The following is a 25,568-nucleotide window of genomic DNA, read 5'->3' on the forward strand; positions in this document are numbered from 1 at the left end:
GTTTCTTAGTCTCGGGCAAGCTCTGCTGGCAGTAGTTGAAAATGTTTAGAAAAAGGGGGGCGGTTCATTGTTGTAAAATAAATCAGTCTTCTTTGTTCTTTTGTCCTCCGGTTGCTGCTAAAGCAATCTTGAAAGGACGTTTCACTGCCTTTGAACGAATAACGAGGCCTCAAGAATCTAATTTCTCGTTATCTGCCAAAGCCCATGTGAGCCTGTGAGCCTGCATGTCTGGGTGGAAAAACAGCCTGTAGGATATATTTCTTCGCTCTTCGGCAAATACGCCGTCACGTATTCTGTCGAATTTAATATGGGAGGACTCTTGTTTTTCAAAGTTATAGTCGGCCATGGTTCCGGCAATGTAGTCAGGTACTCTGATGAAGCTATCGTAAATTAGTTTTCCACTCATCTCGGGCTTGGCAAATAAAAGTCTGTGAGAAGAATTTATCCCGCTATTTGAGCAAAGTGTGTGATAGAGGTGGCTAACCTGGTCAAACATATAGTCGCCTATGACTTTGTTCTTGAACGTCAGCATGCTGTCGCGATCTGAGAGCCAAGCTATTTTCTCAGGGTTGGCTTTTACGCTTATCTCTGTAAGCAAATAAGCTGCCAGGCTACCGACAATCTCGATGTCTCTGAATAGACGTAAATTCAGACTTCTCGAGCTAATCAGCCCCTTCACCTTTTTCAGTTGTTTGATTGTGTCTTTATATTTGTCTTTCCCTTCTGGCGTGGATTGGCACCAATATTCCAGCATGCCAATCTGGGAGTCAATTCGGGTTAAGTGGTAAAATTTTTCATCGCTGAACATTCGGCGTTCGCGATCTAATATTAGCGTGATGCTAAATACTGGTCCTTCTTTAAGGAATGATATGAAGCTGTCGTTAACTGAACCGACATTTTTAAGGTCAGATGGGGCCACTGAATCTATGTCTGATGACATTTTTTCAAAAGGTGCCCAGTGTGGGAATAGCGAGAAGGTTACAGCGTCACTAAATTTGTTGGTGTCGTAAAATGCGTAGTCTGACGCTAAAATCCATTTCCTGGTGGGAGCATGCTCTTTTATAAAGTCGTCCAGTAGCTTCGATCCCCTCTTCATAAAGCTGTTATTGAAATGAACAATGGATTCATGGATGCTGAAACCAATCTGTGGCTGGTCAGGGTGCACTCCTTCAAGGGAGTCTTGCTGTATAAACTTCGAAAAATCCATTTCTTTCTCAATCTAATACGAACAGAATTTTTTGGAGAGTTTGGACTACTTGATCTCTGCGAAAATGAGACACTATTTTTACACAATCTGGCTAGTCAGCCTGTCGTAAAATTCTTGCCTTTGAGCGAAGAATTCTGCCGTGTCCAATCGATACGTGCTTTCCGACGCAGAATGGGAAACAGATCTCTTTACCATACGATGATTCAAATTTCCATCCTCATCCATGATTTCGCCATTTACGTTGATATGGACCAAAAAAGGGGACTGATTTATTTCAAGAAAATAGATCAGTTGCCTTTGTTATAAAGACAGGGGAGCGGGTGGGATTATTGATTACTGCTGGTATCGCTTGGGAATCGACACCGACCTGAAGACTCAGGATGACGTCGAGATGTGTCGCAAAAAATAGAAATGCTCATTTGGCCGAGGTTGTCAGCTACACCTGACAACCTCGGCCATTTTCTTTCCAGCTATAGAGCTACAGCGCTCAGCCGATCACGCCTTCACCTCAACATGATCCAACGCCTGATTCACCGCCAACTCGCTCAACATCACCAACTGCGCAATCCCAATCGCGGTTTTGCGATGCGCAGGCTCCAGCGTGGCGGCGAAGTTGTTGAGCATTTCGCTCGCCGATCCCAGTGATTCGCTGGCGTTGGCCAGCAAAGATTCGGTGTTGTAAGCCGGATTGGCCAGGTACATGGGGTCGTGTTTGTGGTGGCTGCCCATGATGCGTTGTTGTGGGGTGAGGTAGTGGTCGAGGGCGCGTTCGGCGGCTTCGTTCAGAGTTCGGGAGTCGGGGAATTTGTAGGGGGAAACCGGATCGGTTTCTGGTGGGTTTGGTGTTGGTTTGAACATAGATGTAGCTCCATATGGGACTCAAGGAGCCATCACTCTCGCTACCAAACGAGTGGTGGTGGCCATACGAAGGTTGGTAGACCGGCCCATATGGAAAATCCGGCGCGCCCGAGGGCGCCCTGCGCATGGCCACCATAAGACGGATGCCGAAAAGGCATCTGCGCTAGGTGACGTTATGCGTCATATGGGAGGTCGGGCTACCAAACCCGATCACTGTTTTTCAGTGACCCGGAAACGATAAGACCCGCGCATTAGACGCACAAGCCGGCGGATTCTGGCGTAGTCGTAGGTAATGACGCAAGGTTGTGTAGCCTTGGGGACGTTACGGTGAGTGTCTTTTAAACGGGGTTTTTGGGGTGGGTAAACGGGTGGTTCAACAAGCGGCCCTCACCCCAGCCCTCTCCCGGAGGGGGAGGGGGCCGACGGAGGTGTCTGGCGTTGTACATCGACCTGGGCGACCGAGTTGATTATGGGTTTGGAGGCGGGCGTTTGAGTTGATTATGGGTTCAACGCGGTGTGTGGGAGTTGGTGAAGATCTTCTGGTGGGTATCGGAAATGTCCCACGGTTGATTCATATACCTCTGAGCCGTCCGACGTTTCGGGACGGTTTAGGGCTAGGGACTCTCGGGACGGCTGAGCAGCGTCTCCAGCCGCGCAAGCGGCGGTGCCTCCTGGCTGCGATCAAAAACTTGCACCCCAACCTTGAGCAACCGCCCATTCTCCACCCCCCCAATCACCTGCTCACACCGCAACAACAACCTCCCTTGATCACACTCCACCGCCTTAACCCCCATCGGCAATCTCCCCTCCAACCGAAGTTCAGCCATCCGACTCTGCGCCGCAATCATCGCAATCGAACGATCCCGCAAAACCCCGCTGCTCTGCGTCATCAGCCCCGCCACACGCACGGCGGCGGACATGGCGACGGCGATGATCGCCAGCGCGACGAGCACTTCAATCAGGGTGAATCCGGCTTGCTGGGAGGGTGTGCGCATCGGGGTCTCGGGCGGTCGGGCAGCCCTTGACGCTAACGCCCGTGCTTGACGGCTTGACGACGAAAACACCCGAGGATTTTCAACATCCCTGACATATCTTCTTGCAACACTGCGCGTCGAATCGAATCAAGCCAGGGAATGACGAGATGGATATCGCGCAGTTCAAACAGCCCAGTCGACCGAGCCGGATGCCCCGTGGGCAGCAGGGTTTTACGCTGATCGAGATCATGGTGGTCGTGGTGATTCTCGGGATTCTGGCGGCGATGGTGGTGCCCAAGGTGCTCGACCGGCCGGATCAGGCGCGGGCCACGGCGGCGAAGCAGGACATTGGCGGGTTGATGCAGGCGCTGAAGCTGTATCGCCTCGATCACGGCACTTACCCGAGCCAAAGTCAGGGCTTGAAGGTGCTGGTGGAGCGGCCGGCCGATGCGAAGAACAGCAACTGGCGCTCGTACCTGGAGCGCCTGCCGAATGACCCGTGGGGTCGTCCTTATCAGTACCTCAATCCCGGCGCCAACGGTGAGATCGACATCTTTTCCCTCGGCGCCGACGGCCAGCCTGACGGCGATGGCGTGAATGCCGACATCGGTTCCTGGCAGTTGTAAGGCCGGTCATGAACAGCCAATCGAACCAGCAGGGGATGGCGATCATCAGTGCGCTGCTGATCGCGGCGGTGGTCGCGGTGATCGCCGCCGGCATGCTGACGCGCCAGAGCGTTGCGACCCGGGCGCTGGAAGCCGAACAACTGCGCGTGCAGGGCCGCTGGGTGTTGCACGGCGGGTTGGAGGTCAGCGGGCAATTGTTGTGGGATGCGCGGCAGCGCGATCCGCTGACCCGACTCGATCAGCCTTGGGCGCAGCGGTTGAACACAGAGGGTTTCGAGGGGCGGCTGGAGGATGAGCAGGGCAAGTTCAACCTGCGTAATCTGGTGGCCAACGAGCGGATCGATGATGCGCAGGTGCAGGCGTTCGAGCGTTTGTGCGAGTTGATTGGTATCAGCAGCGGCTTGAGCCGGCGCATCAGTCAGCGGGTGATCGGCTCTTATCCGCACCTGTTGAATGCCCAATTGGTGGACAAGCCTGTGGCGAAAAACACTTTCGACAGTGGGCGAGCGACATCGCCGTCCGCGTCGCGTAAACCGCAATCGCCGACCTTGCCGATGCTGCGCACGCTTGATGACTTGCGCAGTGTCGACGGGGTCAATGATGCGCTGTTGGCGAAACTCGCGCCGTACCTGACGGTCATTCCGGCGACCACCTGGCTCAACGGCAACACGGCCACGGCGCCGGTGCTGGCGGCTTATGTGCCGGGGTTGTCGCTGGAGCGGGCGCAGGCGTTGATCAATGAGCGTGACGCCGGGCGCTGGTTTATCAATCGCGGGGATTTCGTCAATCGCCTGCGACTGCCGCAACTGGAGATCACCAGCGTCAAGGTCGGCATCACCAGCGACTGGTTCCGGCTGCGCGGGCAGGCGCGGCGGGATCAGCGGCGGGTCAGCCTCGATGCGTTGCTGCATCGCAGCCAGGATCGTTTGCCACAAGTGATCTGGTCGCGGGTGGGCGTATGAGCCAGTTGCGCGTGAGTTTGCCGCCGCTGGCGGAGCTGAGTCTCGACAGTGACGTGGATTGTGCTTGGCTGGATCGTCAGGGGCAGGTCGTGCGCCAGGAGCGCGTGCGGCTCGGCGCGCTGCCGAAGCAACCTCTGGTGTGCTTTCTGCACCCGTCGGACAGCCTGTTGGCGAGCATTGATCTGCCGCCTCTGCCTGCGAACAAAACCGCTGCGGCGGTGCAATGTGCGGCGCAGGCCTTGATGCTCGGCGACAGCGCCGAGATGCACATCGCCCACAGCACTCGCAATGAAAGCGGCCAGGTGCAGATTGCCTGGGTAGCTCGCAAGGATTTGCAGCACCTCGGGCAATTCGGCTTGAACCTCAAAGGCCTGTACCCGGCGGCCTACAGCTTGCCGGTGATGGCGGGCGGCGTCGGCTGTCTGCACGACGATCATCTGTTGCTGCGCCACGGCCCGAATGCGGCGCAGGTGCAGCCGATGATCGACGAAGCGTGGCTGCTGGAAACCGGTCTGCCGGCGCACTGGATCGGTGGCGGCGCGCCGGAAGCGGTGCAATCGATATTGGCCGACACACAGCGAAACTCCGGCCCGTTGCCGAGTTGGGGCCTGCACGGCGGCCTCCAGCAACCGGGCACCGAACATCGCGGCTGGGGCAAGGCGCTCGGTTGTTGTGCGCTGGCACTGGCGGTGTGGGTGATCGGTTTGAACCTGTACGCCGCCCGCGAGGCCGGGCAGGGCCAGCAGCTCAAGGCGCAGATGGCGCAGCGGGTGAAGCAGGCGTTCCCCGAGTTGCCGGTGATCCTCAATCCGCTGCAACAGGCCCGTCAGCAAATCGCGGCGCGCCAGCAAGGCGCGGTGGATGCGCCGGGGCAGGATTTCACGCGGCTGGTGTCGCAGGCCGGCAGTGGCATGCCGTCCATGGCGGGCACGGTGCAGCGGCTGGAGTTTGTCGATGGCGCGTTGCAATTGAGTCTGCTGCCCGAGGCCCGGCGTTCGGGCAACGACAAGGACTGGCAAGGCACGCTGGCCCAGGCCGGCATCAGCATCAGCCCGAACGACGACGGCTGGGTCCTGCGCCCGGCCGGCGAGGCGACCGCCGCCGCCGCCGACAACGACGACAGCAGCGGAGCCGAAGATGAATAGCCCATCGCTTGCGAAATACCGCGCCGGTTGGCAGCGCTTCAATGCTCAGTTGCAGGTCCGTTGGCAGCCATTGGCGTTGCGGGAAAAACGCATGGTCGGCGGGATGGCGGCGCTGTTACTGGGGCTGTTTGTGTGGGTGGCGTTGATTCAGCCGCCGCTGAAGAAGATCGCCGCCTCGCAAGTCGAGACCCCGAAATTGCGCGCACAGGCTGAAGCGCTGGAAGTGCTGTTGCGCGACGTCAGCGTGCGCCCCGACGGGCAAAACCTGGAGCAGTCGATGCAACAGACCTTGCAGGCCAGTGGACTGGGCGGCCATTACCAATTGGCGGCCGCGTCCGCCGGCTGGCAGTTGACCTTCGACGCGGCACCGGCCGACGCCGCGCTCGACTGGCTGCTGAGCCAACCCCGGAATTTTTCACTGCAAGTGGTCGAGGCCCGTCTGCAACGCGCAGACGACGCCGCGACCGATGACACCGCCGGCACTCTGTCGGGCACCGTACGCATGGATCAGGCGCTGGGCGCTAAGGAAGCTTCATGAAGGGGTCAGGATCCAAACGCATGGCGTTGCCGATGCTGTTGATGGCATTGAGCGCGTGCAGCAACACCACACCACCGAATCAACCGCCGCTGCTGGTGGACAGCGAACTTGGCCGGCCGCTGGCCAACACCCAGCGCAGTGGCGACGCGGTGCTCGACCGCGAGCGGGCACAGGCTCAGGTAAAACCTGCGCCGAAGCAATTGCACAACATCACCGAACGCGCCCGCAGTGGCGGCTCGGCGCGGGGCACAACGTTGCCGGCCAATCCGTTGGGCGATCAACCGGTGACGCTGAATTTTGTCGATGCGGATATTCAAGCGGTGGTGCGCGCGTTGTCGCGCTCGACCGGTCAGCAGTTTCTGGTCGATCCTCGGGTCAAGGGCAACCTGACGCTGGTGTCCGAAGGCCAGGTGCCGGCGCATCAGGCTTACGACATGTTGCTTGCGGCGCTGCGCATGCAGGGCTTCAGCGTGGTGGATGTCGGCGGCGTGGCGCAGGTGGTGCCGGAGGCCGACGCCAAGTTGCTCGGCGGGCCGATCTACAGCGCTGACAAACCGGCCGGCAACGGCATGCTCACCCGTACATTCCGCCTGCAATATGAGAACGCGGTGAACCTGATCCCGGTGCTGCGCCCGATCGTGTCGCCGAACAATCCGATCAACGCCTATCCGGGCAACAACACCATCGTCGTCACCGATTACGCCGAGAACCTCACGCGGGTCGCGCAACTGATTCAGGGCATCGACACCCCGAGTGCCATCGACACCGACGTGGTGCAGATCCAGAACGGCATCGCTGCCGACATCGCGCCGATGGTTGCGGACCTGCTCGACGCACCGGGCAACGATCCGACGCAGAAAATCGCGGTGATCGGCGACCCGCGTTCCAACACCATCATCATCCGCGCCGGCAGCCCCGAGCGCACCGAGCTGGCGCGTAACCTGATCTACAAACTGGATAACGCGCAAAGCAATCCGAGCAACCTGCACGTGGTGTATCTGCGCAACGCCCAGGCCGGCAAACTGGCCCAAGCCTTGCGCGGATTGTTGACCGGCGAGAGCGACAGCGGCAGCAGCGACAATGCGCGCTCGGTGCTCAGCAACATGGGCAGCACCACCAACTCGAGCGGCGGGCAAAACGGCCAGAGCGGTACGCAAACCAACGGCAGCACGTCGACCACCAACAGCGGCAGCACCGGCGGCAGTTACGCTCAGGGCAGCAGCGGCACCAGCGGCAATGCGCAAAGCAGCGAACAGAACGTCGCGTTCAGCGCCGGCGGCGTGACCATTCAGGCGGACGCGACCACCAATACCTTGCTGATTTCCGCGCCGGAGCCGCTGTACCGCAACCTGCGCGAAGTCATCGATCTGCTCGACCAGCGCCGCGCGCAAGTGGTGATCGAAAGCCTGATCGTCGAAGTCGGCGAGGACGACGCCAGTGAATTCGGCGTGCAATGGCAGACCGGTAACCTCGGCGGCAAAGGCGTGATCGGTGGGGCCAACCTCGGTGGCTCGGGGATCAACGTCAACGGCAAGACCAGCCTCGATGTGTTGCCGCAAGGCCTCAACCTCGGCTACGTCAACGGCACCGTAGACATCCCCGGCATCGGCAAGATTCTCGATCTGAAAGTGCTGGCCCGGGCCCTGAAGAGCAAGGGCGGCACTAACGTGCTGTCGACGCCGAACCTGCTGACCCTGGACAACGAAGCGGCGAGCATTTTCGTCGGCCAGACCATTCCGTTTGTCAGCGGTAGCTACGTCACCGGCGGCGGGGGCACCAGCAACAACCCGTTCCAGACTGTGACCCGCGAAGAGGTCGGTTTGAAGCTCAACGTACGGCCGCAGATTTCCGAGGGCGGCACGGTGAAGCTCGACATTTATCAGGAAGTCAGTAGCATCGACGAGCGCGCCTCGGCCGCGGCCAATTCGGCGGGGATCGTCACCAGCAAACGCGCGCTCGACACCAGCATCCTGCTCGACGACGGGCAGATCATGGTGCTCGGCGGTCTGCTGCAGGATGGCTACAGCCAGAGCAATGACGCGGTGCCGTGGCTCTCGAATATTCCGGGGCTGGGCGCACTGTTTCGCAACGAGCGTCGTTCGATCACCAAGACCAACCTGATGGTGTTCCTGCGCCCGTACATCATCCGCGACAGCGCTGCGGGGCGCAGCATCACGCTGAACCGCTACGACTTTATGCGCCGCGCTCAGGGCGGTCTGCAACCGGAGCGCAGCTGGGCGATGCCGGACATGCAGGCGCCGCAATTGCCGGCCACTGCCCAAGGCGTGCCGGCGCCGGTGTCCGGCCCGCGCGCGACCATCAAAGCGGTGCCGCTGCAATGAGCGCATTGCCTTATGCCTGGGCCAAGGCGCAGCGGATTCTGCTGCGCGACGGCGTGCTGACGGTGTGCCCGTCAACGCCGGGCTGGTCGATCAGCGAGGTGCGCCGGCAGTTCGGCGCGGCGAAGCTTGAGCGGGTGCGCGATGACGAACTCGACGGCTTGCTCGCCACGGCCTATGCCGATACCGGCAGCGCGGCAGCGGTGGTCGGTGCGGCGGAGAACGAAGTCGACCTCGACCGCCTGATGCAGGACATGCCGGAAATCACCGACCTGCTCGACACCCAGGACGGCGCGCCGGTGATCCGCATGATCAACGCCTTGCTCACGCAAGCGGCGCGGGACGAGGCCAGCGACATTCACATCGAACCGTTCGAAACCCATTCGGTGGTGCGCTACCGGGTCGACGGCACGCTGCGCGACGTGGTCTCGCCGCGCAAGGCGTTGCACGGTGCGTTGGTGTCGCGGATCAAGATCATGGCGCAGCTCGATATCGCCGAAAAGCGCTTGCCGCAGGACGGCCGCATTGCGTTGCGCGTAGCGGGGCGGCCGATCGACATTCGCGTCTCGACCGTGCCCACCGGTCACGGCGAGCGGGTGGTGATGCGTCTTCTGGACAAGCAGGCCGGGCGCCTGCATCTCGAAACGTTGGGCATGGACGCGCAAGTGCTGGCCAAGCTCGATCACCTGATCCGCCAGCCCCACGGCATCGTGCTGGTCACTGGCCCGACCGGTAGCGGCAAGACCACCAGTCTGTATGCAGCGCTGGCGCGGCTGGATGCGAGCACCAGCAACATCCTCACCGTGGAAGACCCGGTGGAATACGACCTGCCGGGCATCAGCCAGATTCAGGTCAACGCCAAGATCGACATGACGTTTGCCCTGGCCTTGCGGGCGATTCTGCGGCAGGACCCGGACATCATCATGATCGGCGAGATCCGCGACCTCGAAACCGCGCAGATCGCGGTGCAGGCTTCGCTGACCGGTCACTTGGTGCTCGCGACGTTGCACACCAACGATGCGGTGTCGGCGGTCAACCGCTTGGTCGACATGGGCGTCGAGCCGTTTCTGCTGGCCTCGTCGATGCTCGGCGTTCTGGCCCAGCGCTTGGTACGTCGACTGTGCAATCAGTGCAAACAGGAAGATCCGGCGACGCCCGGCACTTGGCGCCCGGTGGGTTGCGCGGCGTGCAATCACACCGGTTACAGCGGCCGGACCGGCATTCACGAATTGTTCTGCATCGATGACGACATCCGCACGCTGATCCACCAAGGGGCAGGGGAGCAGGCATTGCGTGCGGCGGCGAGCAAGGCCGGGATGTTCAGCCTGCGCGAAGACGGCGAGCGCTGGATTCGCAGCGGTGCCACGGCGCCGGAAGAAATCCTTCGTGTGACACGGGACGCCTGATGAATCGCTATCGTTTTGAAGCCGCCGATGCCAGCGGCAAGATCGAATCCGGGCACCTGGAAGCGGACAGTCAGGGCGCCGCGTTTGGCGTGCTGCGCGGTCGTGGTTTGACGGCGTTGTCGGTGGAGAAGGAAAGCAACGTCTCTCAGCACGGCGGCGGTGGAATGTTCAGTGCCAGGCTGTCGGATAACGATCTGGCCTGGGCGACGCGGCAACTGTCGAGCCTGCTCGGCGCCAGTCTGCCGCTGGAGGCTGCGCTGAGTGCCACGGTCGAACAGGCCGAGAAAAAGCACATCGCCCACACCCTCAGCGCCGTACGCGCCGATGTGCGCAGCGGCATGCGTCTGGCCGAAGCGCTGGCGGCGCGGCCACGGGATTTTCCCGAGATTTACCGGGCGCTGATTGCGGCGGGCGAGGAGTCCGGTGATCTGGCGCAGGTGATGGAGCGGCTGGCGGATTACATCGAGGAGCGCAACAACCTGCGCGGCAAGATTCTCACCGCGTTCATTTATCCGGGCGTGGTCGGGCTCGTGTCGATCGGTATTGTGATTTTCCTGCTGAGTTATGTCGTGCCGCAGGTGGTCAGCGCGTTTTCCCAGGCGCGGCAGGATCTGCCGGGGCTGACTTTGGCGATGCTCAATGCCAGTGATTTCATCCGGGCCTGGGGCTGGTTGTGCGCGGGCGTCATGGCCGGCGCGTTCTGGAGCTGGCGTCTGTATTTGCGCAATCCGGCGGCTCGCTTGAGCTGGCATCATCGGGTGCTGAAGCTGCCGCTGATCGGGCGGTTTGTGCTGGGGCTGAACACCGCACGGTTTGCCTCGACGCTGGCGATTCTCGGCGGCGCCGGGGTGCCGTTGTTGCGGGCACTGGAGGCGGCGCGGCAGACCTTGTCGAATGATCGCTTGAGCCTGAGCGTCAATGAGGCCACCGCCAAGGTCCGGGAGGGCGTCAACCTGGCGGCAGCGCTGAAAGTAGAGAACGTGTTTCCGCCGGTGCTGATTCACCTGATCGCCAGCGGCGAGAAAACCGGCGCGCTGCCGCCGATGCTTGAACGTGCTGCACAAACCCTGTCTCGCGATATCGAACGCCGGGCGATGGGCATGACTGCGTTGCTGGAGCCGTTGATGATTGTGGTGATGGGCGGGGTGGTGTTGGTGATCGTGATGGCGGTGTTGTTGCCGATCATCGAGATCAACCAACTGGTGCAGTAGGGGTGTGTCTCTTGGTTTGATGTTGTCTGTTCCGGCTCCTTCGCGAGCAAGCCCGCTCCCACATTTGAAATACATACTCCTGTGGGAGCGGGCTTGCTCGCGAAGAGGCCGGTCAGAGCAATAAATAATTCAGGTTTTTTTCAGCGGCCTCAGCATCACCCGACCCTCATTCCCCCCATCCTCGGGTTCTCCTTTCTGTCATCTGCAACGGCCCTCCAAGGGCTGTGGCCGATTCCCTCGAAAAGCTTGCCGTAGACACTCCGCACAACCACCAGAACACCCGAGAAAATCCCTCGAAAATCAGCCTGCACCTCCCGAGGTTTTTTCCTTTATCTGTCACCGGAAACTGCGAATTTCTCAGTGCGACTTAACCACGGACCCCCGCTTGCGAAGGTCGGCGGTGAGTCTTCCCAGTGTCATGCAAGTCCCCTGAAAACCTGTGTTCACAACCAACGTTGAAAAGGAGATTCTTCATGTTCAAGCGCACTCTGATCGCAGCTTCCCTGACCGTTGCCGCTCTGGCTTCCGCTCAAGCCATGGCCGTTACCGGTGGTGGTGCAACCCTGCCAGCCGCTCTGTACAAAGGTTCGTCCGACAGCATCCTGCCAGCCAACTTCAGCTACGCAGCCATCGGCAGCGGCGGTGGCAAGACCGCTTTCCTGACCAACAACCCGGCCGGTTTCAGCACCACTGGCACTGTGCACTTCGCCGGTAGCGACTCGATCCTCAGCGCTTCGGAACTTAGCACCTACAGCAGCACCTACGGCGCTTCGTTCGGCCCGCTGATTCAACTGCCTTCGGTTGCCACTTCGGTTGCCATCCCTTACAAAAAAGCCGGTCAGACCGCTCTGAACCTGACCAGCGCTCAACTGTGCGACGTGTTCTCCGGCGCCAAAACCACTTGGGGTGCTCTGTTGGGCACTTCCGACACCACCGCCATCCGCGTTGTTTATCGCAACGTTTCCAGCGGCACTTCGGAAATCCTGACCCGTCACCTGAACGCCGTCTGCCCGACTCAATTCGCCACCAACACCACCTTCACCGCCGCTCGTATCGGTGGCATCGCGCTGCCTTCGAACTGGGTCGGCGTTGCCAACACTTCCGATGTCGCCACTGCCGTGAACGCAGTTGACGGCTCCATCGGTTACGTCGGTCCGGACGGTGTCGATGCCACCAGCAACGCTGTTGTTGCCCGCGTCAACGGTGTTCAGCCGACTTCGGCCAACGTCAACCTGGCACTGGCATCGGTTTCCGCTCCTTCGACCGCTGCCCAGGCTGCCAACCCGGCCAACTGGTCGCCAGTGGTTGCCAACCCGGCTCTGGGTTACAAGCTCGCTGCCTACACCAACTTCATCTTCGGTCAGTGCTACAAGGATGCAGCCGTGGCCGCCGACGTCAAAGCCTTCCTGACCAAGCACTACAGCATCCCGGGCAACAACGCCGCGACTCAGGCTCACAAGTTCGTCGCAGTGCCTGATTCCTGGAAAAACGCTGTAACCGCCAACTTCATCACTAACACCTCGGGCAACAACCTGGACATCAACAACACCACCGTGTGCAACACCATCGGTCGTCCTTTGTAAGCTCGCGCAGTCGTAACAGAAATGGCGGCAACCTTCGGGTTGCCGCCATTTTTTTTGGTTGGATACACCTCAATCATGAAGTTTGTGTGACATCCGTTCGGTCGCGCCCCTCGCCAACTGCCTATGACGTAACAGCAGGTTTTTGCATGCCTGCGGCCTTGTGTGGCAATCAAAAAGGATCTCGTAGTGATGCTCGCTCGCCCATCCCGTCGTCGTACCAGCGTTCTGTCCTCCAAGCGTGAAACCGTCGAGCCGTCGCTGTGGTTGCTCAAACCGTTGGCGCACGCGGTGGCGTTGTGTCTGGTGGCGGGCAGCGCGCAGGCGCAGACGGCGTTCAGTTCGGGCTGGTTTGCTGCCAAGGGCGCGGCGCAACAGGCTGCGGCGGCGCGTCCGAGCGTGGGTGGCTTGCCGGGGATGACACCGCCGCTGGCCCAGCAGCAGAAGGCCAATGCGCAGTTGCAGCGCTCGATTCAGACCCTGAACAACACGGTCGCTGCAATTGCCGCGCAGCAGGCGGCGCAGGCGGCTGGGCGCGCCGCCGCGTTGGGCACGGTGCAGTTCGTGCCGGACGGCCTGGGTGAGGGCGGTCTGAAAGTCGACAACAGCCTGACCCAGGGCTGGCAGAACGCGAAAGGCCCGCAGCAGACCCAGGTCGATGGCAAGACCACGGTGACGATCGAGCAGACTGCCGACAAGGCAATCCTCAACTGGGAAACCTTCAACGTCGGCCGCAACACCACGGTCGATTTTGCCCAGCAGTCGAACTGGGCAGTGCTCAACCGGGTCAACGATCCAAACGCCCGGGCCAGCCAGATTCAAGGCCAGATCAAGGGCAACGGCACGGTGATGCTGATCAACCGCAACGGCATCGTGTTCAGCGGCAGCAGTCAGGTGAACGTGCGCAATCTGGTAGCGGCAGCGGCGAACATCACCGATATCCAGTTCCGTGATCGGGGTCTGTATTTCGACAGCACCGGCAGTCAGCCGACATTCACCGATGCGGCCGGCAAAGTGCTGGTGGAGCGCGGCGCCTCGATTGAAACCCATAAACCGTCGGCTTCCACCGATGCCGGAGGCTATGCGCTGCTGCTCGGCAACGAAGTGCAGAACAACGGCAGCATCAGCACTGCCAAGGGTCAGACCGTGCTGGCCGCCGGTGACCGTTTCTACATCCGCAAGGGCTCGGGCACTGAAGGCAATGCGCTGTCGACCACCTTTGGCAGTGAAGTTATTCCGGGCTTCAAGGCCGGTGCCGTGGCGGGCAAGGTCAGCAACAACGGATTGATCCAGTCCGCGACGGGCGACATCACCCTGACCGGTCATGAGGTGGTGCAAAACGGCGTATTGCTCGCCAGCACGTCAGTGGCGACGCGGGGCACGATTCACCTTTCCAACCCGAGCACCGATAACAACGGCAGTGTGACGCTGGGGCAGGGCAGTGCCACGGCGATCATGCTCGACAGCAGCGACATGACCGCCCTCGACAGTCAGCATCAGGCCGCGCTGACGGGCGTCACAGCCAACAACCGGATCCGTGGCGACCAGTCGCGTATCGAGATCCAGAGCGGCGGTAGTGTCGAGTTCCAGAATGGCTCCATCACTCTGGCCACAGGCGGCCAGGTCGCGGTCAGCGCGCAGCGTCGCAGTCTGGTGCGTGACGGCGCGATGATCGATGTGTCCGGTGCCATCGGCGTCAAGGTGGCGATGGAAAACAACAGCATCAAGATCAACGTGCAGGGCAACGAGCAGCGTGATGCGTCGGTCAACCGCGAGAAGGGCGCGCTCAACAGCAACGACATCTGGGTCGATGTGCGCGAGCTGGTGTATGTGCCGGCCGGCACCAACGGCTATGCCACGGATCGCTGGTACACCGCCGGCGGCTTGCTGGAAGTCGGTGGTTATCTCGGCACCCAGGGTCACAGCGTCGGCGAGTGGATGGCGCAGGGTGGCACGGTGAGTTTCGCCGGCAACGACGTGGTCACCGAAAAGGGTTCGCTGATCAACCTGTCCGGCGGCACCCTGGATGTACAGAGCGGGCAGATCCGCCAGAGCTGGCTGCGTGGCGCAGACGGGCGCTTGTACGAAGTCTCTCGTGCGCCGGGGGATCTGCTCTACACCGGCTTGTACAAAGGTTATGAAGACAACAGCGAGCGCTGGGGCCAGACCAGCTACTTCTACAACCCGCTGATCGCCCCGCGTTCGCGCTTCGAGTCGGGTTACACCGTGGGTCGCGATGCCGGGCAACTGGTGATTTCCACTGCCAGCGCCGTGCTCGACGGGCAGATGATCGGTGATGTGTACCAGGGCGAGCGGCAGAATCAGGCGCCGAAACCGGTGCTCGACGGTTATCAGCAGAGTCAGACCGCACTGGCCCGGCGTGCGCAATTGATTGTCGGCAGTTACGACCCGACCTTCGTCGCGGCGTCGAACGGCCTGCTCTACAGCCTCAATCCATTGCTCGATCAGGTACAGATCGGTGGCACGCGCCCGGTCGCCGGCAATGATCTTGACTTGACCGGCGCGGTGTCCGATACCCGCAAGGGCAAGCTGTATCTCGACAACGATCAGCTCAACGGATTCCGCCTTGGTGCGCTCAAGGTTTCGACCAAGGATCAGATCGCCGTTGACGGTGCGCTTACGGTCGACAGCGGTGGCGATATCACCCTCTACGCCCCGGATGTGCAGGTCGGCGCCGATCTGACTGCACGCGGTGGCAGTCTGCGTCTGGGCAACGTACTCAATCAGTTCAATGGCGGTACAAACACCGACACTCGCCTGGTGGCCAAAACCGACAAAGCGACGCAAACCCGCATCGCCGAAGGCGTGCTTCTCGACACCCGAGGCCTATGGAGCAACCTGCGCACCAATCCGGACGATAACGCCAGCCTGGCGTATCTGAACGGTGGCCTGATATCGATCCGCAGCAGCGGCGATATCGACGTCGCTGCCGGCAGCCTGCTCGACGTTTCTTCCGGTGGCGCTGTGCTTGCCAATGGCAAGACCCGGGGTGGCAAGGGCGGCGACCTGACGCTGGAGTCGAGCGCTATTTCCGCGCCAGGCAAAACCCGTCTGAACCTCGACGGCGAACTGCGTGGGTACGGCGTCACGGGCGGCGGCACCCTGACGGTGCAGGCCAACAAAATACTCATCGGGCAAACGGACAAAACCCTGGCGGACAACACCCTGCAACTGTCCGCCGATTTGTTCGGCAAAGGATTCTCCGCCTACAACCTGATCGGCCTGAGCGGACTCGACGTTGCCGAAGGCACCGCAATCGACGTGAACATGCCGGTCTACCGTTTCGGCGACGCGGCACCGAACGTGATCAGCAGCGTTGATCCGCGTACGGCGCTGGAGCTGTGGACTCCGACGCTGTTCCAGGAAAACCCGACCAAGGGCGTTCTGACTCAACGCGCCGGTGCCAGCCTGACGTTGCAAGGTGGCGCGACATTGGACGACCTGATCGATGCCGCCAACAGCACCCTGACGCTGGGCCGTGGCTCGCGCATCAGCGTCGACCCGGGACAAAGCATCAAACTGCGTGGCGCCGGGCAGATCACCGTCGATGGTGAGCTATATGCAAGGGGCGGCACGATTGACATCCGTCAGCAACAGTTCGGCTCGATCAAGCCGGCGACGTCCATCCTGGTTGCCGATCCGAAGGCCCACGACCGTTCGATCTGGATCGGTGAACAGGCCGTGCTGGATGTATCCGGACAAGTCAGTACCGCAACGGACGTTCTGGGGCGCACGTATGGTCAGGTGGGCAAGGGCGGCAGCATCGTCATCGGCGGCGAGATCGACTCGAAACTCGCCACAGCCACCGCTGCCGATGCTTACGTGATCGTACGACCAGGCGCACGGCTGGATGCCTCGGGTGCAGAGGCGTTGCTCGATATCGCCGGCCAGGGTCCGACCCGCATCGCTACTGACGGTGGTCGCATCAGCCTGAGTTCTTACAACGGTCTGTCCATCGAAGGCAGTCTGCGTGCGGTGGCGGGTGGTCTCGGGGCCGCTGGAGGACGTCTGGACATTGCCCTGGAATCACCGTTGTACGCGGACTCTGCGGACAACAAGGTGCGAGCGCCAAGGGAGATGATCATTGCTCAAGGCGCGGCTGATCAGCGATTGGGATCGGATCTGGAACCCGGCCATAGCGCTGACGGTTTGCGCTATGGGCAGGCGCGCTTGAGTGCCGATGGTTTGATGAGTGGTGGTTTCGATAACCTGAGTCTGCTCAGCAACGGTCTGCTGTCGTTCGACGGTGACGTGAATCTGCACATGAATCAGAGCCTGAGCCTGTATGCGGGCGCCTTGTCTCTGGCCGAGTCGTCGAACGATGCAACGCGTGTCGATGTCAGCGCACCCTATCTGCGTCTGTCCGGAGTCGGCACCTACTACGGCATCGTCGGTAAGGTTCGACCTCAGGCAACACTCAATCCGACGACCCGACTGTCAGAGGCCAGCTTCAATGCATCAGCGAATCTGCTGGATCTGAGCAACGGTCTGTCGTTCGGTACCCAGGGCGTGATCCGGCAAGTCAGCGGACCTGCCGCTGAATACAGCCGAAGGGCTTTTGGCCAGGTATCGCTCGACAGCAGCGGTGATCTGCGTTTCCTGGCACAGACCGATGGCGCGGAGAAGACCCGCCTGTGGACGCCGGGTGACTTGAGCCTTGGCGCTGCACAGATTTATCCCGCCAGCGGCGTCCAGGCTGAAGTGCGTGTCGGTTATCAGGGCTCGATTACGGCGCCGGCGCACACGTTGCGCATCAGCGGACGGGGTGCGGCGCCCGTTGCATTGCCGTACTCGGTGTTCGGCAAGTTGAGTCTGTATGGCGGATACGTCGAGCAGGGAGGGGTGATTCGCGCACCGCTGGGCCAGATTTCCCTGGGTGACGACCTGTTGACCCAGACCCGCGAGGTTCATCTGCTTCCCGGCAGCCTGACCTCGGTCAGCGCTGCCGGCCTGGTCATGCCGTATGGTGGCACCACCGATGGCATCGACTACCTTTACAACGGCAAGTCCGTCGCCCTTGAGGGGATCACGGGCGAGAACACAGGCGTGGCAATCCGCTCGCAATTCATTGACGTACAGAGCGGCGCGGTGATTGACCTTTCGGGCGGTGGCGATCTGCGCGGCGCCGGTTTCGTTTCCGGGCGTGGCGGCTCGACCGATGCGCGTTTCAACCCGCTGGTACGCAACGCCGCTGACGGTACGTTCAGCTTGCCGGGGCTGGCAAGCAACCCTGTCTACGCCATTGTCCCGGGCAATCAGAGTACCTACGCGCCCGTGCTCGCCGAAGCCGGTGCGGTGGACCCGCGTATCGGCCAGCAAATCACCCTTGGCAGCGGTGTGCCGGGGCTGCCGGCGGGCACTTACACACTGTTGCCTTCTACCTTCGCGCTGCTGCCCGGCGCGTTCCGGGTCGAGGTCAATGGTCAGGCCGCGCCAGGCGCGACGGCAGGCTCTTTGCAAATGCGCAATGGGTCGTGGACCAGCAACGCACAGATGTCGATTGCCAATACCGGGCTGCGCGACAGTCTGGCCAGTCAGGTCATTCTGACGTCGGCTGACGTGTTGCGCCGTTATTCGCAGTACAACGAAACCGGATTCACTGCATTTATCCAGAGCGACGCCGCGCGCCGTGGCGTGCCAAGGGCGTTGGCACCGATGGATGGCAAGACGCTGGATTTGCGTCTTGTCGCGGGTGGCAAGCAAGACATTGCGCTTCAGTTCGCGGGTAGCGCGTTATTCGCGGCAGCCGAAAATGGCAGGGTTGGCACAGCGGTGGTACGCAGTGGCAACGCCGGCGCAGATTTTGAAATCCTGGGTGCAGGGCATGCACCTACTGAGGGTTTCAAAGGCGTCTCTCTCTATGCCGATACCCTGAACAACCTGAATGCAGGACGTCTGACCGTCGGTGCAATGCCGAATGTGCGGTACACCGTGGAAGGTAATCTCATCGGTTTCCTGGGTGATAACTCCAGCATCGTTCTGCGTGAAGGAGCCGTGTTGTCGGCGCCGGAAGTCCTGTTGCGCACGACGTCGGGCGCCGGCGGGATAACGGTCGAGGCGGGGGCGGGCATCAATACGCTGGGACGCGGCAATGTCGCCTATGACTCCGCGGATGGCTATCTCTATAAACCGGGGGCCGCCAGCATGTTGTTGGTGTCCAACGGCTGGACCAACGTGCTGGCACCCGACCTCGGCAGCGGCGGCAACGTTCGTATCGGCAGCTGCGCGTCGGGCGCATGCAGCAACCCGGCGCTGCTTTATTCCAATGGCAGCATTACCGCCGCCACCAACGATCAGTTCGAGCTGGGTGAGACAGTACGTTTCGGTACCCGACACCTGGCGCTCGCCGTTGGCGCGGTGAATGTCGGTAATGCAGCGTCGCTGGCGGCGGCAGGCAACCGCGTACCCAATGGCCTGGTACTGAACCCGACTGTGCTTGACCGCCTGTTACGCGGCGACACCCAGTATGGTGCGCCAGCTCTTGAAACCCTGAGCCTGACCGCTCGCGATGCAATCAACTTCTTTGGCAGCGTGACCCTCGATACGCTGGATCCGCAGACCGGTCAGAGCAAGTTGCAGAATCTGTTACTCGTGACACCTGCGATTTACGGCTTGGGCGATGCCAATGATATGGCGACCATCCGTACCAGCAATCTGATCTGGAACGGTGCCACTCAAAACCCGGGTACGGTGATCAAAGAGGGGGCCGGCACCGGAAAGGGCACGCTGGATATTCAGGCGCAACGCATCGAGCTGGGTTACGGGCCGATGCCACAACCCAATGGTCTGGATCAGAACAATCGTCTGGCGCTGGGTTTTGCCAACGTCAACCTGAGCGCCAGCGACCGTATCACCGCCAATCACAAAGGCAGCCTGGCGGTTTATCAGCAGCAGGGCGTTTACGACCCGGTCAAAGGCTACACTTACAGTGGCGGCAATCTGAATCTGCGCACACCGTTGCTGACCGGTGAAGCGGCATCGGTCAGTCTGCTCAAGGCCGGCAACAGCCTGACGCTCAGTGGCGCCGGGGCTGTCGGAGTGGCCAATGCCTTGGGGGCGGAGTTGAACCTTGAAGCCCGCGACGTCGTGCTCGACAGCCGTATCGCATTGGCCAGCGGCAAGCTGACGGTGAAGTCCGAGGGCGATCTGACCCTGGGCAGCGGAGCCGTGCTGGATATGGCCTGGCGCACCCTGCCGTTCAACGATGTCAGCAAGTACAGCTGGGGCGGCGATGTTTCGCTGTACAGCGCCAACGGCAATATCCGTCAGGCCGCGGGCTCGCGCATCGATCTATCGGCGCAGAACAATCAGGCCGGCAATCTCAGCGTCGTCGCATTGGCGGACGCAGCCGGGATGGTCGACCTGCAAGGCGAGATTGTCGGCGGCAGCAGCGGTTACTACGACGCCGGGGGCACGTTGGTGCCGTACAAGGCCGGGGGCGTGGACATTCGCGCTCAACGCCTGGGCGGTGACGCCACTGAGCAGTTCGCCGCGCTCAATCAGCGGTTGAACGCAGGTCAGGTGTTCGGCAGTCGCAGCCTGCAACTCAAGCAGGGCAATCTGGTGATCGGCGACGGTCTCAAGGCTGGCGAGGTCAATGTGTCGGTGGACAATGGCAGCCTGACGGTGGCCGGTCTGATCGATGCCAGCGGCGAACGTGTCGGCAGCATTCGTCTGTCGGCGAAAAACGGTCTGACCCTCGCGGGTAACAGCGTGCTCGACGCCCATGGTCGCGTGCTGCGGGTGGACAGCTACGGCAAGATCATCGATGCGCCGAACCGTGCCACGGTCGAACTCGGTTCCGGCGATGGCGTGCTCACGCTGGGCAGCGGCGCACGCATCGACCTGCGCCACGGCACCGATGCCGTGCCCGGTTTCCTCGCAGGGCAACATGACGGAATGCTGCGCGGCACGCTGGAACTGAACGCGCCACGCCTGGGCAACAATGACATCGCCATCGACGCCAGTGGTGCGCTGACCATTCAGGGCGCGCGTTCTATCGGGCTCAATGGTGTGCGCCGTTACACCGATGCCCGTGATGGTGTCGATCAGGCCGTCAGCGGGCGGCCTTATCAGGTCATCGATCAAGCCATGCTCGATCGCATTCACGGTGACAGCAACAACTTCATCAACGCCGCGCTGGGCAACAGTGATCTGCTGCAACGCAAACTGGCCGGGCTGAACAACGCCACCTACGCCGATGCATTCCATCTGCGGCCGGGCGTGGAAATCGCCAGCAAGACTGCCGACGGTGATCTGGTGGTGGAGGGCGATCTGGACCTTTCGGGCTATCGCTACGCCAGTCTCAATCCGCACACGCGGCTGAACCCTGCCGTTTACGGTTCAGGGGAGGCCGGCAGCCTGGTGATCCGTGCCGGCGGCAACCTCGATATTTACGGCAGCATCAACGACGGCTTCGCCCCGCCACCGGAAACCGTCGATGATGCCGGTTGGAAACTGATTGCCGGTGTGCAGCCGTTTGGCGGCGATCTGATCGTTCCGGGCACCGGTGTTTCGCTGGCCGAGGGGACGAGGTTCCCGGTGGGTGCAACGCTGAACTATGACGTGGCGATTCAGAGTGCGACCTTCGCCAGCGGTACGTTGCTACCAGGTCAGGTGACCTTGAAAGAATCCTATACCTTCAGCGCCGGTACGGTGCTGGCTGGCGCCATTCACGACCAGAACGGCAATCTGCTGTACGCCGCAGGAACATTGCTCAGCGACAGCGTGACCTTGCCAGCCACTACGCGTCTGGGTGCAGGCATTCGCCTGAACAAGGCGACCGCACTGGACGCGATGACCTGGCCCAAGGGCGTGCCGCTTCCCGGGACTGTCGATGCAGACACCGGCAACACTGGCGGCGTTCTGTTGAGCGGTTCACTGGCCTTGTTGCGCGGGTCGCTGATTCCGTCAATGACGGACGTGAAGCTGGCCGACGGTACGTCACTGATCGAGTTGCGCCCGTTCAACGGCACGCAGCAGGGCAAGAACTGGGCAGTGGCGAGCATGTTGCCGTCGGGCAGTGCGTCGTGGTCGATGCGTGTGGTGGCCGGTGCCGATCTTGAGGCCGCCGATAACCGCATGGTCAAACCGGTGACCAGCGAAGGCAATTTGCGACTGGCGGATACGCACTATGGCGTGACGGTCACTCAAGGTGCCGCGAAACTGGTCTGGGCCGTCGGCAACCAGTATGGCTTCCCCGCCTATGAACCGATCCCCGAGGAGTACCTGATTCTGTGCGAGATCGGCCCTGGCGATTGCGCGCCGATGGCACGCTGGGTCTGGGCACCGGGCAGTGGCATGGGCGCCGATTACGAGCCCGTTCCGGATGACTACCTGATCCTCTGCGAACTGATGCCGGAATTGTGCCTGGAAAACAATCCGCAAAAATCCGCCAAGGCTCACACCCAGATGTTCAGTGTGCTGCGCACCGGTACGGGCGATCTCGACTTGATCGCGGCGGGCAATCTGAGCATGGACTCACCTTTTGGTGTGTACACCGCAGGGACGCAGTCGGCCAATGTCGATCCGCTCTATAACCAGCCACGCGGGCACCTTTCCGATAACAACTCGGTTCTGGGCAGCACGGGGGTCGACTACGAAAAATGGGTCAACGGTGGTACTGACAGCCTTTATCAGGCCTGGTATCCACAGCTGGGCGGTAACCTCACGGTCAATGCCGGTGGATCGATTTCCGGCGACTCGGTAGGGCATAAAGAGCAAACCACTTCCGGCGGTTTCCGCGACCAGATCGCCAGCGTCGCCGTCGGTAACTGGCTGTGGCGCCAGGGGACGGGCAGCGCCGATGTTCCAACCGCCTGGTGGATCAACTTCGGCAGTTACATCACTCAGCCGATACCGAACTCAACCAGCACCGACCCGTACCTGGTCGGGTTTACCGGCTTTGGTACGCTGGGCGGCGGCAACATCAGTTTGCGCGCCGGGGCTGACGCGGGCCTGTTGAAGCCCATGGGCGATTCGCGCAATTACCTGCGCAGTCAAGGGCTGATCGTGGCAGTCGGCAGCACAGGCAGAATCGGCAGCGATGGTAGCGTGCAGATGACCGGTGGCGGTGACATGGATATCCGCATAGGCGGTCAGCTCAACCCGTCGCTGCAAGCCCGGGCGGGTGATACCGGCACGGCGCGACCATTCCACGATCTGCAAGGTACGCTGATCAACCTGCGCGGCGCGGCACAATTGAGTGGCGGGGCTGTGGGCGGAATTGATCTGCAATACGGCGCGGCCTCGCAATTTAATGACCCGCGGGAGACGCGCGCTTTCGATCCGTTTACTTCCACGCTCAGCAAAGCTTCCGGTGGCCTGGTATTGATTCCCGGCGACTCGGGCATGAGCCTGAGCACCCGTGGCGATCTGGTGTTGGGCGGGGCCGGCGATCCGGGGCGAGTGAGCCTGCAGAACGCAACCCCTGTTTTCGACAGCAATGGGGACATCCAGAGAGGCGGGATCCTGAGCGGTTTTTCGTTGTGGACCGACCATACGGCGATCGACTTGTTTTCGGCGGGGGGCAATCTCACGCCCAGTACGCAGATCGCAGAGTTCGACGGTTCCAACAATCTGATCACTGGGCGAAACACTTCGCCTACGGACGGCCGGTTCGTCTATCCCTCCATCCTTCGGGCAGTGGCGGGGCAGGGGTCCATTTATGCCGGTCCGTCCGCCGCTTTTGACGGCGGACTTGGCAACAACCCGTTTAAAGCCTATTCGTTGCTGCTGGCGCCGGCGCAGTCAGGTCAGCTGGAATTGTTGGCGGGTGACTCGATCTACGCGGGTGGCTATGCGATCAATCAATCCGGTGCCAGTCCTTTGGCCATCGCTACACCATTCAATCCGGCGTTCAATCGCTTTGATGCCAATTCACCAGGCTCACTGGTGGCCAGCAATTACAGCCGCGACGGTGTTGTTCCGGACGGAAACACGCGTTACCCGCTGTTCGCATTCGGCCCCAACAGCTATTCGGGATTGAGCAATGTTCAGCAGCCTGCACGCTTCTATGCGTTGACCGGTGATCTTGTGGGTGTACGCACAGGTGAGACCTTGAATTTCGAAATATCCAAACGTACCTGGTATGAGGCCGCCGGGCCGGTCTGGATGATCGCCGGTCGTGACATCGTCGCGTCAGGGACCAATCTTGGACAGCCAACCTCCGTGCAGCCCGAAGAGATGGGTATCAACCGCGAAAACATCACGTCCACCGGCAACCTGTTCGTCCACAATGACCCACGAGACGTATCGCGGGTGTCGGCGGGTCGCGACATTCTCTACAGCAGCTTCGATATCGCCGGGCCCGGTGTCCTCGATATCAATGCAGGGCGTAACATCCTCATGGAAAACCGCGCCAGCATCACCAGCCTCGGCTCGCTGGTCGCAGGCGATAAACAACCGGGCGCCAGCGTGGTATTGCAGGCGGGGGCCGGGGCGCAAGGTCCGGATTATTCGCGGTTCATCGCCCGTTACCTGAACCCGCAGAACCTCGCCGACCCGAATGCGTCGCTTAACGGGCAACCGGGCAAAGTGGTCAAGACTTACCTCGACGAGCTGCAGAGCTGGCTGACCCTCGGCTATGGCTTCAGCGGCAACGCCGAACAGGCGCAAGCCTTCTTCGCCGCGTTGCCAAGTGCCGAGCAGGCGATCTTCGCCCGTCAGGTGTACTTCGCCGAACTGCGTGCTGGGGGCCTTGAATACAACGACGCCGATGGCCCGCGCAAAGGCAGTTACCTGCGTGGTCGCAACGCCATTGCTTCGCTGTTCCCGACTACCGATGTGGCCGGCAATCCGATCCGATACGACGGCGACATCACTCTTTATGGCGGCGCCGGGGTCAAGACGCTGTTCGGCGGTGACATCCAGATGCTCACGCCGGGTGGTGGTCAGGTGTTCGGTATCGAGGGCGCGGCGCCACCGTCCACGGCGGGGATCATCACCCAGGGTTCGGGAAATATTCAGCTCTACTCCGAGGGCAGCATTCTGCTGGGGCAGAGCCGGATCATGACGACGTTTGGCGGCTCGATTCTGGGGTGGTCCGCTGAAGGCGACATCAACGCCGGTCGCGGCTCGAAAACCACCGTGGTCTACACGCCGCCGAAACGCGTGTACGACACTTGGGGCAACGTGACCCTGTCGCCATCTGTGCCGAGCACCGGCGCCGGTATCGCTACGCTCAACCCGATTGCCGAAGTGGCCCCGGGGGACATCGACCTGATCGCGCCGCTGGGCACCATCGATGCGGGCGAGGCGGGGATTCGCGTCTCGGGCAACGTCAACATTGCTGCGCTGACGGTGGTCAACGCCGCCAACATCTCGGTGCAGGGCAAGGCGACCGGCGTGCCGGTGGTTTTGGCGGTCAACACCGGGGCGATCACCTCTGCCAGCTCCGCTGCATCGTCGGCAACCCAGGCGGCGGAAGACGTCGCCCGTCAGCAGCAAGCCGCGTCGCGCCAGAACCAGGCCTCGGTATTCACCGTGCAGGTACTCAGCTTCGGCAACGAACAACTGGCCCCGACCCGCGACGGTGCCAGCCGCGTACCGACGCCGGGCTACAACCCCAACAGCCCGGTGCAGGTGCTGGGCGCCGGGGCGCTGGATGAACAGGCGAAACAACAGCTGACCGAAGAGGAGCGGGGACAGCTGACGTTGTAAAGGACTCTCGTGTAGTACGCTTCGGGCGGCCACTTGGCCGC

At 61.3% G+C, this 25,568-nt stretch carries 12 protein-coding genes; 9 read left to right on the top strand and 3 right to left on the bottom strand.

The genetic code is table 11. The features are described from left to right. Positions 1-169: 169 nt before the first annotated feature. From CAF90_RS02000 to gspI, 3 genes are all read right to left on the bottom strand, one after another. The gene (locus CAF90_RS02000; RefSeq protein ID WP_074690241.1) at positions 170-1,207 is read right to left on the bottom strand and encodes a hypothetical protein; all 1,038 of its coding nucleotides are present in this window, start codon (positions 1,205-1,207) and stop codon (positions 170-172) included. 495 nt (positions 1,208-1,702) lie between these two features. Continuing rightward, positions 1,703-2,065, bottom strand: coding sequence for a DUF6124 family protein (locus CAF90_RS02005; protein WP_007959368.1), 363 nt, complete (start codon positions 2,063-2,065; stop codon positions 1,703-1,705). 614 nt (positions 2,066-2,679) lie between these two features. After that, on the bottom strand, positions 2,680-3,060 hold the full coding sequence (gspI, locus tag CAF90_RS02010) for a type II secretion system minor pseudopilin GspI (RefSeq protein ID WP_085603117.1): 381 nt from the start codon (positions 3,058-3,060) through the stop codon (positions 2,680-2,682). 146 nt (positions 3,061-3,206) lie between these two features. Here gspI and gspG point away from each other — a divergent pair, with 146 nt between their 5' ends. From gspG to CAF90_RS02055, 9 genes are all read left to right on the top strand, one after another. Next, positions 3,207-3,665 carry a type II secretion system major pseudopilin GspG gene (gene gspG, locus CAF90_RS02015; RefSeq protein WP_011334561.1) on the top strand — a complete coding sequence of 153 codons (459 nt, stop codon included), beginning with the start codon at positions 3,207-3,209 and terminating at the stop codon, positions 3,663-3,665. Positions 3,666-3,673: 8 nt separating this feature from the next. After that, the gene (gene gspK / locus CAF90_RS02020) at positions 3,674-4,627 is read left to right on the top strand and encodes a type II secretion system minor pseudopilin GspK (protein WP_085603119.1); all 954 of its coding nucleotides are present in this window, start codon (positions 3,674-3,676) and stop codon (positions 4,625-4,627) included. Continuing rightward, on the top strand, positions 4,624-5,772 hold the full coding sequence (gene gspL, locus CAF90_RS02025) for a type II secretion system protein GspL (protein ID WP_085603121.1): 1,149 nt from the start codon (positions 4,624-4,626) through the stop codon (positions 5,770-5,772). The genes gspK and gspL overlap by 4 nt, the downstream gene beginning before the upstream one ends. Beyond that, positions 5,765-6,310, top strand: a complete 546-nt coding sequence (gspM, locus tag CAF90_RS02030; RefSeq protein ID WP_085603123.1) for a type II secretion system protein GspM — start codon at positions 5,765-5,767, stop codon at positions 6,308-6,310. The genes gspL and gspM overlap by 8 nt, the downstream gene beginning before the upstream one ends. Beyond that, positions 6,307-8,652, top strand: a complete 2,346-nt coding sequence (gene gspD / locus CAF90_RS02035; RefSeq protein WP_085603125.1) for a type II secretion system secretin GspD — start codon at positions 6,307-6,309, stop codon at positions 8,650-8,652. Before gspM ends, gspD begins: the two co-directional genes overlap by 4 nt. After that, complete coding sequence (gene gspE, locus CAF90_RS02040; protein WP_039768906.1) at positions 8,649-10,055, top strand: type II secretion system ATPase GspE; 1,407 nt, start codon at positions 8,649-8,651, stop codon at positions 10,053-10,055. The genes gspD and gspE overlap by 4 nt, the downstream gene beginning before the upstream one ends. After that, a complete protein-coding gene (gene gspF, locus CAF90_RS02045; protein WP_085603127.1) occupies positions 10,055-11,266 on the top strand; it encodes a type II secretion system inner membrane protein GspF in 1,212 nt (403 codons plus the stop codon). Before gspE ends, gspF begins: the two co-directional genes overlap by 1 nt. 473 nt (positions 11,267-11,739) lie before the next feature. Beyond that, complete coding sequence (locus CAF90_RS02050; protein ID WP_085603129.1) at positions 11,740-12,849, top strand: substrate-binding domain-containing protein; 1,110 nt, start codon at positions 11,740-11,742, stop codon at positions 12,847-12,849. Positions 12,850-13,038: 189 nt separating this feature from the next. After that, on the top strand, positions 13,039-25,527 hold the full coding sequence (locus CAF90_RS02055) for a filamentous haemagglutinin family protein (RefSeq protein ID WP_085603131.1): 12,489 nt from the start codon (positions 13,039-13,041) through the stop codon (positions 25,525-25,527). Positions 25,528-25,568: the final 41 nt, after the last annotated feature.

The organism is Pseudomonas sp. B37(2017), from assembly GCF_002112885.1.
Classification (GTDB): domain Bacteria; phylum Pseudomonadota; class Gammaproteobacteria; order Pseudomonadales; family Pseudomonadaceae; genus Aquipseudomonas; species Aquipseudomonas paraglycinae.

Coding starts and splice junctions, on each gene's coding strand:
- gspM (WP_085603123.1), top strand. CDS start 5,765: ATGAATAGCCCATCGCTTGCGAAATACCGCGCCGGTTGGCAGCGCTTC.
- gspI (WP_085603117.1), bottom strand. CDS start 3,060: ATGCGCACACCCTCCCAGCAAGCCGGATTCACCCTGATTGAAGTGCTC.
- CAF90_RS02050 (WP_085603129.1), top strand. CDS start 11,740: ATGTTCAAGCGCACTCTGATCGCAGCTTCCCTGACCGTTGCCGCTCTG.
- gspL (WP_085603121.1), top strand. CDS start 4,624: ATGAGCCAGTTGCGCGTGAGTTTGCCGCCGCTGGCGGAGCTGAGTCTC.
- CAF90_RS02005 (WP_007959368.1), bottom strand. CDS start 2,065: ATGTTCAAACCAACACCAAACCCACCAGAAACCGATCCGGTTTCCCCC.
- gspE (WP_039768906.1), top strand. CDS start 8,649: ATGAGCGCATTGCCTTATGCCTGGGCCAAGGCGCAGCGGATTCTGCTG.
- CAF90_RS02000 (WP_074690241.1), bottom strand. CDS start 1,207: ATGGATTTTTCGAAGTTTATACAGCAAGACTCCCTTGAAGGAGTGCAC.
- gspG (WP_011334561.1), top strand. CDS start 3,207: ATGGATATCGCGCAGTTCAAACAGCCCAGTCGACCGAGCCGGATGCCC.
- gspK (WP_085603119.1), top strand. CDS start 3,674: ATGAACAGCCAATCGAACCAGCAGGGGATGGCGATCATCAGTGCGCTG.
- gspF (WP_085603127.1), top strand. CDS start 10,055: ATGAATCGCTATCGTTTTGAAGCCGCCGATGCCAGCGGCAAGATCGAA.
- CAF90_RS02055 (WP_085603131.1), top strand. CDS start 13,039: ATGCTCGCTCGCCCATCCCGTCGTCGTACCAGCGTTCTGTCCTCCAAG.
- gspD (WP_085603125.1), top strand. CDS start 6,307: ATGAAGGGGTCAGGATCCAAACGCATGGCGTTGCCGATGCTGTTGATG.